This is a genomic window from Lelliottia nimipressuralis (genome assembly GCF_041464075.1).
GTDB classification, from domain to species: domain Bacteria; phylum Pseudomonadota; class Gammaproteobacteria; order Enterobacterales; family Enterobacteriaceae; genus Enterobacter; species Enterobacter nimipressuralis.
The window spans coordinates 4,288,624-4,303,980 of sequence record NZ_CP167172.1 but is presented as its reverse complement, the minus strand read 5'-3'; the positions used below and the strand labels follow the sequence as shown (position 1 = coordinate 4,303,980).

Sequence of the window (15,357 nt, the reverse complement as noted above, 5' to 3'; positions counted from 1 at the left end):
AACCCTCTGAGAAAGGCCTAAAAGCAAGAAATATTATTCCTGGTAAGCAATCATTTCTGCTGTTATTAATTTCATCCGAAACTGCATTTCATTTTTTTGACACTCTTCCCGTTTATCCTCGCGCCGTATTGGCACACTCGTTCTATGCTCACAGAGTGGCCTTGATCACACTTTTGCGCTCATCCCCGTTACTCCTCCCTGTCTAATCCCTGGCAGGAGGAGGAAGAGCCGGAATGAGCCTGGCACACTAGCGCCATTATCTTTTCTTTCTCTACAGGATGCCGATTCCCTATGTCTCAGCCTACCTTCAACAAAGCTCAATTTCAGGCTGCCCTGACGCGTCAGTGGCAGCGATTTGGTTTGTCTGCAGCCGAAGACATGACGTCTCATCAGTGGTGGCAGGCCGTGAGCGGTGCGCTGGCCGAACTGCTCAGTGCTCAGCCTGCGGCGAAGCCGGTGAAAAACCAGCGTCATGTGAACTACATCTCGATGGAGTTCCTGATCGGTCGTCTGACCGGCAACAACCTGCTGAACCTCGGCTGGTATCAGGAGGTGAGCGACGTGCTCAGCGAGCACAGCGTTAACCTGACCGATCTGCTGGAAGAAGAGACCGACCCCGGTTTAGGTAACGGCGGGTTAGGGCGTCTGGCGGCCTGTTTCCTGGATTCCATGGCAACCGTGGGGCAATCCGCTATCGGGTATGGTCTGAACTACCAGTACGGCCTGTTCCGTCAGTCCTTTAACGACGGGAATCAGATTGAAGCGCCGGACGACTGGCATCGCGGCAGCTATCCGTGGTTCCGCCACAACGCACAGCTCGATGTGCATGTAGGTATCGGCGGGAAAGTGTCTAAACAGGGCCACTGGGAGCCGGGTTTTGTGATCACCGGTGAAGCCTGGGATCTGCCGGTGCTGGGGTATCGCAACGGCGTGGCGCAGCCGCTACGTCTGTGGCAGGCGAAGCACGCCCATCCGTTCAACCTGACCAAATTTAACGACGGCGATTTCCTGCGTGCCGAGCAGCAGGGTATCGACGCCGAAAAACTGACTAAAGTGCTCTACCCGAACGACAACCATCTGGCGGGCAAAAAGCTGCGCCTGATGCAACAGTATTTCCAGTGCGCCTGTTCCGTGGCGGATATCCTGCGTCGCCATCATCTGGCGGGGCGTAAGCTGTCAGAGCTGGCGGATTACGAAGTGATTCAGCTCAACGATACCCACCCAACCATCGCCATTCCAGAACTGCTGCGCGTGCTGCTGGATGAGCACCAGCTGAGCTGGGACGCGGCCTGGGCAATCACCAGCAAAACCTTCGCCTACACCAACCACACCCTGATGCCAGAGGCGCTGGAGTGCTGGGATGAGAAACTGGTGAAAGCACTGCTGCCGCGCCATATGCAGATCATCAATCAGATCAACGATCGGTTCAAAGTGCTGGTGACGAAAACCTGGCCAGGCGATAAAGCGGTCTGGGCGAAACTGGCGGTGGTGCACGACAAACAGGTCCGCATGGCGAACATGTGCGTGGTCAGCGGTTTTGCGGTGAACGGCGTGGCAGCGCTGCACTCGGATCTGGTGGTTAAAGATCTGTTCCCGGAATATCACCAGCTTTGGCCGAACAAATTCCATAACGTCACCAACGGCATCACGCCGCGTCGCTGGATCAAACAGTGCAACCCGGCTCTCGCCGCGCTGCTGGATAAAACGCTGAAGAAAGAGTGGGCCAACGATCTTGACCAGCTGATCAACCTGGAAAAACAGGCTGACGATGCCAAGTTCCGCCAGAAATACCAGGCCATCAAACAAGAGAACAAAGTGCGCCTCGCGGCGTTCGTGAAAGTGCGCACGGGGATTGAAATCAACCCGAACGCGATTTTTGATATCCAGATCAAACGCCTGCACGAGTACAAACGTCAGCACCTGAACCTGCTGCACATTCTGGCGCTGTACAAAGAGATCCGCGAAAACCCGAACGCGAACCGTGTGCCGCGCGTGTTCCTCTTCGGTGCCAAAGCGGCGCCGGGCTACTACCTGGCGAAGAACATTATCCTCGCCATTAACAAAGTGGCTGAAGCGGTGAACAACGATCCGCTGGTGGGCGACAAGTTGAAAGTGGTATTCCTGCCAGATTACTGCGTGTCCGCAGCGGAAATGCTGATCCCGGCGGCGGATATCTCCGAGCAGATTTCGACTGCGGGCAAAGAGGCGTCCGGCACCGGTAACATGAAGCTGGCCCTGAACGGTGCCTTAACCGTCGGCACGCTGGACGGCGCGAACGTCGAAATCGCCGAGCAGGTAGGTGAAGAAAATATCTTTATCTTCGGTCACACGGTCGAGGAGGTGAAAGCCCTTAAAGCCAAAGGCTACGATCCGGTGAAATGGCGCAAGAAGGATAAGGTACTGGATGCGGTGCTGAAGGAGCTGGAAAGCGGCAAATACAGCGACGGTGACAAACACGCCTTCGACCAGATGCTGCACAGCATCGGCAAACAGGGCGGCGATCCGTATCTGGTAATGGCTGATTTCGCGGCCTACGTTGAAGCGCAGAAGCAGGTGGATGTGCTGTACCGCGATCAGGATGCCTGGACGCGCGCATGTATTCTGAATACCGCGCGCTGCGGGATGTTCAGCTCTGACCGTTCAATCCGTGATTATCAGGCCCGTATCTGGCAGGCAAAACGCTAAGGAAGCGCGATGGACAGCAAACGTCTGGATAATGCCGCCCTGGCGGCGGGGATCAGCCCCAGTTACATCAATGCTCACGGCAAACCACAGTCAATTGGCGCTGAAACCAAACGACGTTTGCTGGACGCCATGCACAAAACAACGCCCGCCGCGAAAGCGGCGGTAGCGCCGGTGCCGGTGGTGAAGATGTTCACAGCCGGTAAGAAGATGGCGTTGCTGGTGGAAGGCCGCGGCGAATTCAGCTGGCTGTTAACCACCGAAGAGGGCCAGCAGCATAAGGGCCATGCGACGGGCGGGAAAAATCTCACCCTTCCGGCAAAACTGCCGCTCGGCTACCACACCCTGACGCTGACGCAGGATGATAAGCGCTATCACTGCCGGGTGATCATCGCGCCGAAACGCTGCTACGAGCCGCAGGCGCTGCTCGACGGGAAAAAGCTGTGGGGCGCCTGCGTGCAGCTTTACACGCTACGTTCGAATGAGAACTGGGGGATCGGCGATTTCGGCGATCTGAAAAATATGCTGGCGGAGGTGGGCAAGCGCGGCGGGGCCTTTATCGGTCTCAACCCAATCCACGCCCTCTATCCGGCGAACCCGGAAAGCGCCAGCCCGTATAGCCCGTCGTCCCGCCGTTGGCTGAATGTGATTTACATCGACGTCAACGCGCTGGAGGATTTCAGGAAAAGCAAAGAGGCCCAGGCGTGGTGGAATCTCACCACCACCCAGCAGACGCTGAAACAGGTGCGGGAAGCCGACTGGGTCGACTATGCGACGGTAACGGCCCTGAAAATGGCTGCCCTGCGTATGACCTGGAAAGGCTTTGCAAAGCGCACGGACGACCAGATGAAAGCGTTCCGTCAGTTCGTCGCCCAGGAAGGCGAAAGCCTCTACTGGCAGGCGGCGTTTGACGCGCTGCATGCGTATCAGGTGAAAGAGGACGAAATGCGCTGGGGCTGGCCGGTGTGGCCGGAAGCCTATCAGTCGGTGGACTCGCCGGAGGTGAAAGCCTTCTGCAAGCAACACGCCGATGAAGTGGACTTTTTCCTGTGGCTGCAATGGCTGGCGTACAGTCAGTTTGCCGCCTGCTGGCAGGAGAGCCAGGGCTACGACATGCCGATTGGTCTGTATCGCGATCTGGCCGTTGGCGTGGCGGAAGGCGGAGCCGAAACCTGGTGCGACCGCGAGCTTTACTGCCTGAAAGCCTCCGTCGGCGCCCCGCCGGATATCCTCGGCCCGCTGGGACAGAACTGGGGATTGCCGCCGATGGACCCGCATGTGATGGTCGCGCGCGGGTACGAGCCGTTTATCGATCTGCTGCGCGCCAATATGCAAAACTGCGGCGCGCTGCGTATCGACCACGTGATGTCCGTGCTGCGCCTGTGGTGGATCCCTTACGGTGAAACGGCGGATCACGGTGCTTATGTGCATTACCCGGTGGACGATCTGCTGTCGATCCTCGCGCTGGAAAGTCAGCGTCACAACTGCATGGTCATTGGCGAAGATCTCGGCACCGTGCCGGTTGAAATCGTCAGTAAATTACGCGAGAGTGGCGTTTATTCATACAAAGTACTCTATTTCGAAAGTGACCATGAGAAGACGTTCCGTTCGCCGCAAGCGTACCCTCAACAATCAATGGCTGTCGCGACAACGCATGATCTTCCTACGCTGCGAGGCTACTGGGAGAGCGGTGATCTCACGCTCGGCAAAACGTTAGGGTTATATCCAGACGAAGTGGTGCTGCGCGGGCTGTATCAGGACCGCGAACTGGCCAAACAGGGGCTGCTGGATGCGCTGCACAAGCACGGCTGCCTGCCAAAACGCGCCGGGCATAAAGCCTCGCTGATGGCGATGACGGCAACCCTGAATCGCGGCATGCAGCGCTACATAGCCGACAGCAATAGCGCCCTGCTGGGCCTGCAACCCGAGGACTGGCTGGGAATGGCGGAGCCGGTGAACATTCCGGGCACCAGCTATCAGTACAAAAACTGGCGGCGCAAGCTCTCCACCACCCTTGAAAAGATGTTTGCCGATGACGGTGTGAACAAGCTGATTAAGGATTTGGATAAGCGCAGAAAAGCGAAGAAGTGATAAAAAAAGCCCGGCAAACATCATTAGTTTGCCGGGCTTTTAACGTTTTAGACCGGGTCAGGCGCAACCACCACCCGGCTTTTTTGTGCTTAAACCACCATCGCCAGCAGCAGACACCCAATCAGGCCGCACACTGAGATAATCGTTTCCAGCATCGACCAGGACTTGATGGTCTCGCCGATCGTCAGGTTGAAGTACTCCTTGAACAGCCAGAAGCCTGGATCGTTCACGTGGGAGAAGATGACGCTACCTGAACCCACCGCGATAACCATCAGCTCAGGGCTAACGCCCGTGGTGGCAATCAGTGGCGCAACAATACCGCCGGCAGTGATCGCCGCAACGGTTGCAGAACCCAGCGCGATACGCAGCACCGCAGCAATCGACCAGGCCATCAGGATTGGCGAAATGTTAGTTTCATGCATCATCGAGGCGATGTATTTGTCCACGCCGCTGTCGACCAGAACCTGTTTGAACGCACCGCCACCGCCGATAATCAGCAGCATCATGGCGATGATTTTGATGGAAGAGCCAAGCGTCTCGTTGATCTGATCCATGCTACGACCACGGTTCAGACCGAAGGTGAAGAGGGCAATCAGAACCGCAATCAGCGTCGCCATCACCGGGTCACCGAGGAACTCTGCGACGGAGAGGAACGCGTGACCTTTTGGCAGCACCATTTCAGCAACTGCGCGCATCGCCATCAGCACAACCGGCACCAGAGAGGTCCAGACGCTGACGCCAAAGCTTGGCATTTCCGCTTCGGTGAAGGTTTTTGCGCTATACAGACCTTCCGGAATTGGCTTGTCGATACCTTTCAGGCAGCGTGCAAACACCGGGCCTGCCAGAATAACGGTTGGGATCGCCAGAATCGTACCGAACAGCAGGGTTTTACCCATATCCGCGTGGAAGATGGTCGCGATAGCAGTTGGACCCGGGTGCGGCGGCAGGAAGCCGTGCGTCACGGACAGGGCAGCCGCCATCGGCACACCGACGAACAGCAGCGGAATGTTGGCGGCAGCTGCGATGGTGAAGACCAGCGGCAGCATCAGTACGAAGCCGACTTCATAGAACAGCGCGAAACCGACGGTAAAACCGGTTAACACCACCGCCCACTGAATGTGTTGTTTACCAAATTTGGCAATCAGCGTGGTCGCGATGCGCTGTGCACCACCGCAGTCTGCCAGCATTTTACCGAGCATGGCACCGAACCCCATGATCAGCGCCAGGCTACCGAGCGTTCCGCCCACACCTGCTTTAATTGAGCTAATGACTTTCACCAGCGGCATCCCTTGCATCAGACCCACTGCAAGTGCCACCAGAACCAGAGCGATGAAGCCGTTCAGTTTGAAACGGATCATCAAGAGCAGTAATAAGACAACACCGATAGCGACAATAACTAATGGCATGATTAACCTGGCCTTTCAATTGTTATGGGTAACGTCATTGTTTCAACGACAATTTCCGATTGTCCCAACCGGGAACAGAGAATTAACGGCACTAATACTGATTGCCTGCGAAACTAATAAGTTTAGTCGGCTGTTATGAGGATGCTTAGTGCCCACGCGAATGATACGGGTAACATGTGCAGATTGAGAATCACCCAGGCAGGCAAAATTTGAATTATGAGACGCAGGTCAACATATGGGGCGGGGAGCGACGGGCAAACAAAAGCCGGGGGGCGAAATCGCCTTACCCGGCCTGGGATCTGATTTAACGGCCCGGATCGCTGCGCGGCACCGGGCAAAGAGAGACGGGAACTTAGTAGTAAGAGTGCTCGCCGCGCTGGTGTTCGGTGAGATCGCGCACGCCTTTCAGTTCCGGGAACTCGTTCAGCATCTGCTTCTCGATCCCTTCTTTCAGGGTCACGTCGACCATGGAACAGCCGTTACAGCCGCCGCCGAACTGCAGGATCGCCAGACCGTCTTCGGTGATCTCCATCAGCGTGACTTTACCGCCGTGGCCCGCCAGCTGCGGGTTGATCTGGGATTGCAGCAGATACTCTACGCGCTCCATCAGCGGCGCATCATCAGACACTTTACGCATTTTGGCGTTCGGTGCTTTCAGCGTCAGCTGAGAACCCAGCTGATCGGTGACGAAATCGATCTCGGCGTCATCAAGGTATGGCGCGCTTAACTCATCGACATAGGCGGTGAGCTGCTCAAATTTAAGGGCAGTGTCAGATGCTTCCACAGCGTCCGGAGGACAATAAGAGACACCGCATTCTGCATTCGGAGTGCCTGGATTAATCACAAACACGCGGATCTGCGTCCCTTCTTCCTGATTTGCCAGCAGTTTGGCAAAGTGTGATTGTGCAGAATCGGAAATACGGATCATAGCTTTGGCCTAATAGTTGACTAAATTACCTGGGTATAATAATACGCCCATCGGAAAAGGGCTACAAGGTACGACACAAACACCATACCTGAACCGTCGCTGCGCCGCTTTGCAAAAGCAGTCGGGAAAGCTCCGCCACGGTGCTGCCGGTTGTGACGACATCATCCACAATCGCGATATGGCGCCCCTTGACCGCTAAATCAAGGCGAAAGGCATTTTTTAGATTTCTTTTGCGCAACCGCGCGCTTAACCGGTGCTGAACGGCCGTTGCGTGTGTGCGTTTTATCGCGTCCGGTTGCCAATCACAGCGTAACCAACGGGCAATAGGGCGACACAACAGGTCGCTCTGATTGTAGCCGCGACGCCAGTGGCGTCGACGGTGCAACGGCACGCTGATAAGAAGATCCACGGCAGGTAACCCCCGCGAGCGCCGGGCCTGCAAAACGGCGAGTATCAGCAGGCGCGCCAGCGGCCCCGCCAGCTGTGTCTGACGAGAAAACTTAAACTGGTGGATCAGGCTGCTCAGGGGCTGAACGTAATTATCGACCGCCACCAGATCGCCCCACGGCGGCGGTTTTTGCAGGCATCGCCCGCAGGGGATATCGACGCGCGTTGCGGATAAACCGCACTGGGGGCAGCAGGGAGGTCGGCGCTCGAAGGCGCGCGTGCAGACGGAGCAGATCCCCCAGCGGCTCATCCTGAGCGGCATTCGGCATAGCCAGCACAAGCCGGGCACTGATAGCATGGGCAACTTCCTTGTTAAAAAAGAGAATCCTAACCGATGAACAATCTTTGGTGGCAGACCACGGGCACGGGAAATGTTGATCTTGTGCTGCTGCACGGATGGGGGCTGAACGCTGAAGTCTGGCATTGCATTCAGGAGGAACTGGCCTCGCAATTTACGCTGCATCTGGTGGAACTGCCGGGATTTGGCCGCAGCCACGGGTTTGGCGCGATGCCCCTCGATGAGATGGCCCGGCATGTTCTGGAACGCGCGCCGCAAAAAGCGATCTGGCTCGGCTGGAGCCTGGGCGGGCTGGTGGCGAGCCAGATAGCCCTGACGCACCCGGAGCGCGTTCAGGCGCTGGTGACGGTCGCATCATCGCCTTGCTTTGCGGCGCGGGATGAGTGGCCGGGTATCAAGCCGGAGGTGTTGGCCGGTTTCCAGCAGCAGCTGAGCGAAGATTTCAAGCGGACGGTTGAGCGCTTTCTGGCGCTGCAAACTCTGGGAACCGAAACGGCGCGTCAGGATGCGCGAATGCTCAAAAATGCGGTGCTGGCACTCCCCATGCCGGAGGTTGAGGTGCTCAACGGTGGGCTGGAAATTTTGAAAACCGTCGACCTGCGCGAACCGCTGGCCGCGCTTTCAGTGCCGCATCTGCGAATCTACGGTTATCTGGATGGCCTGGTGCCGCGCAAAGTGGTGCCGATGCTGGATGCGTTATGGCCGAACAGCGAATCGAAGGTCATTGCCAAAGCCGCACATGCGCCTTTCGTCTCGCATCCCGAGGCGTTTTGCGACGCGCTAACGGCGTTAAGTCAGCGTTTAAACTGATTATTTACTGATCCACCTGGAAAAAGTTTCATACCGCAACAATACTTCAAATATCGTTGCGGAAGTTGAGCCTACGATAATCAAAACTACAAACCTATGGAGAGTAATGGTTATGAAACTTGTTACGGGAATTGTTACATCACTGGTTATTGGGTCTCTGTCATTTGGCGTATTTGCAGCGAAAGAGCTGGAAAAAGACAAAGTTAAAGAGATGAATCTGACCAAAATTGGCGAGATTACGACCTCAAAAACGACTGCGCCAATGGATGCACGTAAAGAATTATCGAAAAAAGCTGATGAGCTGGGCGGTACGTATTATGTAGTGACCAGCGCGAACAAAGGCGAGAAAACCGTTCATGCAACGGCGGAAGTCTATAAATAACAGTATTGCCGGGCGGCATACGCTGCCCGGCAAATCGTGTTAGCGCAGCGCCCACCACTCCCTTAAGCAGGCTTTGCCTTCCGGACAGCTTTTGCAGCTACCTGTTAAACAACCCTCCGCATCTTCCTGAATCCGCACGGCTTTACCCATCGCTTCCATTCGTTCGAGCATAGCATCGATCATCGGCTGCGGCGTATGCAGGGAAAGGCTCAACTGTCTGGCCTCCATTCGCCCCTGAAGAGCCAGTAAATCCCGAACCTGAATCATCGATGCCATCATCTCACCTCTTAGTGGCAGTCGCCCGCAGGGCTGTTACAGCAGTTCGCCGCGGTTTTATTCGTGGCCAGCAGGTTGACGTTCACGCGGCTACGGGCGCGGCGCAACAGGCCAATCAGCACGACGTTGAACAGCACCACCGCCAGAATGCACACCAGACTATAGCGCGGATGCTGGCTGAAGTTAGCCGCCTGGTAGAAGACGGTTGCCAGCGAGTAAGCGATGTTCAGCCCCCACAGGACCGAGAAGCCCATCCAGCCGCGGCTGGATTCGCGGGCAATGGCCCCCATTACCGAAATGCACGGAATGTAGAGCAGGACGAAAATCAGATAGCTGTACGCCGCTGAAGGGCTGCCAAATTTCTGGCTCATCACACCCATCGCACCGGTGGCCATTTCGCCGTCACCTTTGCTGGCTTCGATAGGGTTTGCCAGTACGCTCAGGCTGATGGTGTCTTTCAGGCTCTGCCAGGTTTCGTCAACGGCGCTGAGCAGCTCGTCACCGAGATGGAACTCAGCCGGGTTAAACTCCTCTTCCTGAATATTTTCCGCCGTATAGAGCGTGTTGAGCGTGCCGACCACCACCTCTTTCGCCATCGCACCGGTAAACAGCCCGACGGTGGCCTGCCAGTTATCTTCGTGAACGCCAATCGGCTTGAACAGCGGGGTGATGACGCGACTCACAGAAGCCAGTGCCGAGTCGTTGATGTTATCTGCCGCCTGGCCGCTGAGGGTAAAGCTGTTCAGCGCGCTCAGGAAAATACTGACGATCACGATCACTTTACCGGCACGGAGAACGAAGCCTTTCAGGCGCTGCCAGGTCTGGATCAGCAGGCTTTTGATATGCGGCACGTGGTAAACCGGCAGCTCCATCACAAACGGCGACGCTTCGCCGCGCATGATGGTGTGCTTAAGCATCAGGCCGGTGAGAATCGCCATCACAATGCCCAGCAGGTAGAGGGAGAAGACCGCCAGTGCGCCTTCCTGACCAAAGAACGCCGCCGCAAAGACCGCGAAGATCGCCAGACGCGCCCCGCAGGACATAAACGGCGCCATCATGATGGTCATCAGACGCTCACGCGGAGCATCCAGAGTACGTGCGCCCATCACCGACGGCACGTTACAGCCAAAGCCGACAATCAGCGGGACGAAGGATTTGCCCGGCAAACCGAGCGCCTGCATCAGGCGGTCCATCACGAACGCCGCGCGGGCCATATAGCCGGAATCCTCAAGGAAGGAGAGGAACAGGTACATCATGCCGATCTGCGGCACCAGCGGCAGAACAGTGTTAATCCCGCCGCCCAGCCCCTGGGCGAGGAAAATCGTCAGCCACTCCGGGAAATGCAGGGTGTAGCCCAGCCATTGCAGGCCGTGAATGAAGATCGCAACCGAGCCGACATCGAACAGTGGCTGCAGCGCGCCGCCGATGTTGATGGCGAGCAGGAACATCACATACATCACCAGCAGGAAGATCGGCAAACCGAGGAAACGGTTCAGAATGATTTTATCCACCGCCGCGGTGAAACGGCTCGGCTCGGCGGTCAGGGTATTGCTGACCACTTCGCAAATGGCCGCGATGCTTTGATAGCGCGCATCGGCGATATGCAGCGCCGGATCGTCCAGCTCGTCGCTCAGGCGTGCCAGCGACATCTCCAGACTCTCTGCGGCGTCGCCAGCGTAGCCCCGGCTATAGATATCGCCTTCCAGCATTTGTAGCCCAAGCCAGTTGCGCTGTTTTTGTGGCATCGCGTTGTTCATCTCTCCGGCCAGAATGCTGGCCTCGCGCACTAGCGGCTGCGGATAGTGAACCAGCTCCAGATCGGTATTGCCCGTATGGCGATCGACCGCCAGCTTCAGGGCGTCAATCCCGCGCGCGCGGGTCGAGACCAGCGGAATGACCGGGCAGCCGAGACGGGCGGAAAGCGCATCGATATCAATACGAATTTTTTGCTTCTCGGCGATATCGAGCATATTCAGCGCCACGATGCACGGAATGCCCAGCTCCAGCAGCTGTAGCGTCAGGTAGAGGTTACGCTCAAGATTGGAGGCATCGACGACGTTTATCAGTAAATCCGCATCGCCGCTCAGAATATAGTGACAGGCAATCTGCTCATCGAGAGAGGTCTGGGACGAAATGGTGGTGAGTGAATAGGTGCCTGGCAGGTCAACAAGGGTGACCTGATGATCGATTGTTGAAAACTGGCCTTCTTTACGTTCTACCGTGACGCCCGCCCAGTTACCGACACGCTGACGCGCACCCGTTAACTGATTAAATAAGGTTGTCTTGCCGGAATTAGGATTACCAATTAAGCCAATGGTTAATTTTTTCATTGTTTTAGACTCGGTATAACTGCTGGCGGTTTATCGGGCTAAAGCTTCGACTTCTAATAAGGCGAGGTCTTTCTTACGCAATACCAGATTGACGCGACGGGTTTCGATATGAATGGGATCGCCCAAGGGTGCAATGCGAACCACCTGGAACGATGATCCTGGCAGCATGCCTAACGACAGCAGTTTTTGACGATACGCCGGGCTAATTTCGCGGGCAAAACCGGTAATTTTCCAGGCACTGTCTGGTGTGAATTGCATAGAGACCACTTTTACCGAAGGTTAAATAATCAACAGGTTCATGATAATGAGAATGGTTTCTATCAGCAATATTTAAAATGTGACGGGATGTTCATATGAGGGGTAAATCGAGGACTGTTTGACCTTGCTCAATATTTATTGAAATGGAGCGTCAGGGATGAATAATTAATTTGTTAACTAAGTGATAATCGATGGTTTAAATATGGATATGCAATCGGTTCCATATTTAATAAATAATGAGTGAGTACATTCTTATTTATTTTTATTTTGTGGGTCTGAATGCCGGGCGGGAACGTGTTTGCCCGGCCAGGGGATACACAGGCCGGGCAAATGCGTTTAACGTTAGCGTTTCTTACCCATCGCGGCGGCCAGCGCATCCATCATCGCGCTGTTACCGGCAGGCTGCGCCTGAGGGCGTGGTTTCGCGGCTTTCGCGTTCGGGCGCGATTGCTCACGCGCACCACCTCCGTTGCTGCGGCGGGCGTTGGTTTCGCCTGGCTGCTCGTCGAGACGCATCGTGAGCGCGATACGCTTACGCTGCATATCCACTTCCAGCACTTTCACCTTCACGATATCGCCCGCTTTGACCACGGTGTGCGGGTCTTCCACGAACTTATCCGCCAGCGACGAGATATGCACCAGGCCATCCTGATGGACGCCGATGTCGACAAAGGCACCAAAGTTGGTGACGTTGGTGACCGCGCCTTCCAGCACCATGCCCGGCTGCAGATCCTTCATCGTCTCCACGCCTTCGGCGAATTTCGCCGTTTTGAACTCAGGGCGCGGGTCGCGGCCTGGTTTTTCCAGCTCTTTGATGATGTCGGTTACGGTCGGCACACCGAATTTGTCGTCGGTGAAATCGACAGCTTTCAGATCGCGCAGGTTGGTGCTGTTGCCCATCAGATCTTTCAGGGCCTGCTGCGTGGCGGCCAGAATACGCTCCACAACCGGATAGGCTTCCGGGTGAACCGTAGAGGCGTCCAGCGGGTTATCGCCGTGGTTGATACGCAGGAAGCCCGCGCACTGTTCGAAGGCTTTCGGTCCCAGGCGGCTCACTTTCAGCAGTTGCTGACGATTCTGGAACTGGCCGTTCTCATCGCGCCAGGCAACAATGTTCTGCGCCATCATGCGGGTCAAGCCCGCCACGCGGGTGAGCAGGGCGACGGAGGCGGTATTCAGGTCCACGCCGACGGCGTTCACGCAGTCTTCCACCACCGCATCCAGACGACGCGCCAGCTGAGTCTGGCTGACGTCGTGCTGATACTGGCCCACGCCGATGGATTTCGGATCGATTTTCACCAGCTCGGCCAGCGGGTCCTGCAGTCGACGGGCGATAGAGACCGCGCCGCGCAGGGAAACGTCCAGATCCGGGAACTCGAGCGCCGCCAGTTCGGACGCGGAATAGACCGACGCACCGGCTTCGCTGACGATCACCTTCTGCGCGGTCACTTTCGGGAACTGCTGCTGCACATCGAGGAAGAAACGTTCGGTTTCACGGGAGGCAGTGCCGTTACCAATTGCCACCAGCTCAACGTTGTATTTTTCACACAGGGCGGCAACCACAACGGCGGCTTTCGCGGCCTGGCCGGTGTGTGGATAGATGGTGTCGGTCGCGACCAGTTTGCCGGTGCCATCGACGACGGCCACTTTCACGCCGGTACGCAGGCCCGGATCGAGACCCATCGTTGCGCGCAGGCCCGCCGGGGCGGCCATCAGCAGATCATGCAGGTTACGGGCAAAAACATTGATCGCTTCGTCTTCTGCGCGCTCGCGCACGGTGCCCATCAGTTCGGTTTCGAGGTGCATCAGCACTTTGATGCGCCAGGTCCAGCTCACCACGCCTTTGCGCCAGCTGTCTGCCGGGGCGTTATTCAGGCGCAGGCCGAGATGGTCAGTAATAATTTGCTCGCAGTAGCTCTCTTTCGGCGGCTCGTCGAACTGCGGATCGGCATTGAGAGAGAGTTGCAGCACGCCTTCGTTGCGGCCACGGAACATGGCCAGCGCGCGGTGCGATGGGGCGGTTGAAATCGGTTCATGGTGATCGAAGTAGTCGCGGAATTTCGCGCCTTCCTCTTCTTTACCGCTCACGACGGTAGAGACGATGTGGGCATTTTTCCACAGGTAATCACGCACTTTGGAGAGCAGCGCGGCGTCTTCGGCAAAACGCTCCATCAGAATGTAGCGCGCGCCGTCAAGGGCGGCTTTGGTGTCGGCCACGCCTTTTTCTGCGTCGATAAATTTCGCGGCTTCCGTTTCAGGATCGTGCGACGGCGTCGTCCACAGCAGATCGGCTAGCGGCTCGAGGCCTGCTTCAATCGCAATCTGCCCGCGGGTGCGGCGCTTAGGTTTGTACGGCAGATAGAGGTCTTCCAGCTCGGTTTTACTCATCGTGCCGTTGATGGCACCTGCCAGCGCATCGGTCAGTTTGCCCTGCTCGCCAATGGATTTGAGAATAGCCTGGCGACGGTCTTCCAGCTCACGCAGGTAGCCCAGACGGGTCTCCAGGTTGCGCAGCTGCGTGTCATCCAGACCGCCGGTGACTTCCTTACGATAACGTGCAATAAACGGCACGGTGTTCCCTTCATCAAGCAGGCGAACGGCAGCTTCTACCTGTTCGGCTCTGGCCTGAAGTTCACCCGCAATAATGCGGCAGAGCGAATCTTTCATCATGGCTTTGTCATCTGGTTTGTCGAAAAACAGGGGATAGTTATACGGACTGGCACGGCAAAATGCCAGTCGTGGAGGGCGCTCTCGGACTATTTAACGTACTCAATTTCGTTGACGTACCAGCTGGCTTCCCCGGCAGGTGTCTGGACGACGGCTAAATCACCGACCTCCTTTTTCAGCAGCGCGCGGGCCATCGGCGAGTCGATCGAGATGTAATCCTTACGACCAAAAATTTCATCGTAGCCGACAATGCGAAAACGCCGGGTCGCGCCGTCATCGTTCTCGATCTCTACCCATGCGCCGAAGAAGACTTTGCCTTCCTGCTGCGGCGAATAATCCACGATTCGCAGGTTCTCGAGGCATTTAGTCAGATAACGGACCCGGCGATCAATCTCGCGCAGGCGTTTTTTATTATACTGATAGTCAGCGTTCTCGCTGCGGTCGCCAAGACTGGCTGCCCAGGTCACTTTTTTGGTCACTTCCGGGCGCTCTTCCCGCCAGAGGTAATCCATCTCTTTTTTGAGTTTTTCGTACCCTTCGCGGGTGATCAGCGGCGTTTTCATGGGATGACCTTTAAGACTCTACTCAATGACAGACATTACGCACATTACGTACCACATAGCTTACCAGACAGGATTAATAATGATTTATGTGATGAAATGTGCAGATAAGCTCCTGTTAAATATGCTTTGTAACAATTTCGACTAGAATTTATACCAGATTTAGCTGGTCGTAGACGTGCACTTTTTTAGAATACGTACTGAAACACTATCCGGGCCTTT

General features: G+C 56.2%; 12 protein-coding genes. 4 read left to right on the top strand and 8 right to left on the bottom strand.

The genetic code is table 11. The features are described from left to right. The first annotated feature begins 291 nt into the window (after positions 1 to 291). Together malP and malQ are read left to right on the top strand one after the other, a co-directional pair. Positions 292 to 2,685 (top strand): maltodextrin phosphorylase, encoded by a 2,394-nt coding sequence (gene malP / locus ACB496_RS20715; RefSeq protein WP_371973583.1) that lies wholly within the window; start codon positions 292 to 294, stop codon positions 2,683 to 2,685. Between the two features lie 9 nt (positions 2,686 to 2,694). Then, a complete protein-coding gene (gene malQ / locus ACB496_RS20710; protein ID WP_371973581.1) occupies positions 2,695 to 4,773 on the top strand; it encodes a 4-alpha-glucanotransferase in 2,079 nt (692 codons plus the stop codon). 89 nt (positions 4,774 to 4,862) lie between these two features. Here the strand turns inward: malQ and gntT are convergent, their stop codons facing one another. The 3 genes from gntT to gntX all read right to left on the bottom strand — a co-directional run bounded on the left by gntT (position 4,863) and on the right by gntX (position 7,852). Continuing rightward, complete coding sequence (gene gntT / locus ACB496_RS20705) at positions 4,863 to 6,179, bottom strand: gluconate transporter (protein ID WP_100778587.1); 1,317 nt, start codon at positions 6,177 to 6,179, stop codon at positions 4,863 to 4,865. Positions 6,180 to 6,531: 352 nt separating this feature from the next. Further along, positions 6,532 to 7,107: a Fe-S biogenesis protein NfuA gene (gene nfuA, locus ACB496_RS20700; protein WP_100778588.1), complete on the bottom strand. Its 576-nt coding sequence runs from the start codon at positions 7,105 to 7,107 to the stop codon at positions 6,532 to 6,534. Between the two features lie 61 nt (positions 7,108 to 7,168). Beyond that, positions 7,169 to 7,852: a DNA utilization protein GntX gene (gene gntX / locus ACB496_RS20695; protein WP_371973579.1), complete on the bottom strand. Its 684-nt coding sequence runs from the start codon at positions 7,850 to 7,852 to the stop codon at positions 7,169 to 7,171. 36 nt (positions 7,853 to 7,888) lie between these two features. On the opposite strand from gntX, the gene bioH reads away from it, so the two are divergent. Next, positions 7,889 to 8,662 (top strand): pimeloyl-ACP methyl ester esterase BioH, encoded by a 774-nt coding sequence (bioH, locus tag ACB496_RS20690; protein WP_371973577.1) that lies wholly within the window; start codon positions 7,889 to 7,891, stop codon positions 8,660 to 8,662. Positions 8,663 to 8,774: 112 nt separating this feature from the next. Next, complete coding sequence (locus ACB496_RS20685; RefSeq protein WP_100780800.1) at positions 8,775 to 9,044, top strand: YdgH/BhsA/McbA-like domain containing protein; 270 nt, start codon at positions 8,775 to 8,777, stop codon at positions 9,042 to 9,044. Between the two features lie 39 nt (positions 9,045 to 9,083). Here the strand turns inward: ACB496_RS20685 and feoC are convergent, their stop codons facing one another. The 5 genes from feoC to greB form a co-directional block, all read right to left on the bottom strand. Then, positions 9,084 to 9,320 (bottom strand): [Fe-S]-dependent transcriptional repressor FeoC, encoded by a 237-nt coding sequence (gene feoC / locus ACB496_RS20680; protein WP_100778591.1) that lies wholly within the window; start codon positions 9,318 to 9,320, stop codon positions 9,084 to 9,086. A gap of 11 nt (positions 9,321 to 9,331) precedes the next feature. After that, positions 9,332 to 11,650 (bottom strand): Fe(2+) transporter permease subunit FeoB, encoded by a 2,319-nt coding sequence (gene feoB / locus ACB496_RS20675; RefSeq protein WP_129034781.1) that lies wholly within the window; start codon positions 11,648 to 11,650, stop codon positions 9,332 to 9,334. Positions 11,651 to 11,680: 30 nt separating this feature from the next. Continuing rightward, positions 11,681 to 11,908, bottom strand: a complete 228-nt coding sequence (gene feoA, locus ACB496_RS20670) for a ferrous iron transporter A (RefSeq protein WP_100778593.1) — start codon at positions 11,906 to 11,908, stop codon at positions 11,681 to 11,683. A gap of 342 nt (positions 11,909 to 12,250) precedes the next feature. Next, positions 12,251 to 14,578, bottom strand: coding sequence for a Tex family protein (locus ACB496_RS20665; RefSeq protein ID WP_100778594.1), 2,328 nt, complete (start codon positions 14,576 to 14,578; stop codon positions 12,251 to 12,253). 86 nt (positions 14,579 to 14,664) lie between these two features. Next, positions 14,665 to 15,138, bottom strand: a complete 474-nt coding sequence (gene greB / locus ACB496_RS20660; RefSeq protein WP_100778595.1) for a transcription elongation factor GreB — start codon at positions 15,136 to 15,138, stop codon at positions 14,665 to 14,667. Positions 15,139 to 15,357: the final 219 nt, after the last annotated feature.

Excerpts from the sequence above, each read along its gene's own strand:
- malP (WP_371973583.1), top strand. The coding sequence starts at position 292 with ATGTCTCAGCCTACCTTCAACAAAGCTCAATTTCAGGCTGCCCTGACG.
- malQ (WP_371973581.1), top strand. The coding sequence starts at position 2,695 with ATGGACAGCAAACGTCTGGATAATGCCGCCCTGGCGGCGGGGATCAGC.
- gntT (WP_100778587.1), bottom strand. The coding sequence starts at position 6,179 with ATGCCATTAGTTATTGTCGCTATCGGTGTTGTCTTATTACTGCTCTTG.
- nfuA (WP_100778588.1), bottom strand. The coding sequence starts at position 7,107 with ATGATCCGTATTTCCGATTCTGCACAATCACACTTTGCCAAACTGCTG.
- gntX (WP_371973579.1), bottom strand. The coding sequence starts at position 7,852 with ATGCTATCAGTGCCCGGCTTGTGCTGGCTATGCCGAATGCCGCTCAGG.
- bioH (WP_371973577.1), top strand. The coding sequence starts at position 7,889 with ATGAACAATCTTTGGTGGCAGACCACGGGCACGGGAAATGTTGATCTT.
- ACB496_RS20685 (WP_100780800.1), top strand. The coding sequence starts at position 8,775 with ATGAAACTTGTTACGGGAATTGTTACATCACTGGTTATTGGGTCTCTG.
- feoC (WP_100778591.1), bottom strand. The coding sequence starts at position 9,320 with ATGGCATCGATGATTCAGGTTCGGGATTTACTGGCTCTTCAGGGGCGA.
- feoB (WP_129034781.1), bottom strand. The coding sequence starts at position 11,650 with ATGAAAAAATTAACCATTGGCTTAATTGGTAATCCTAATTCCGGCAAG.
- feoA (WP_100778593.1), bottom strand. The coding sequence starts at position 11,908 with ATGCAATTCACACCAGACAGTGCCTGGAAAATTACCGGTTTTGCCCGC.
- ACB496_RS20665 (WP_100778594.1), bottom strand. The coding sequence starts at position 14,578 with ATGATGAAAGATTCGCTCTGCCGCATTATTGCGGGTGAACTTCAGGCC.
- greB (WP_100778595.1), bottom strand. The coding sequence starts at position 15,138 with ATGAAAACGCCGCTGATCACCCGCGAAGGGTACGAAAAACTCAAAAAA.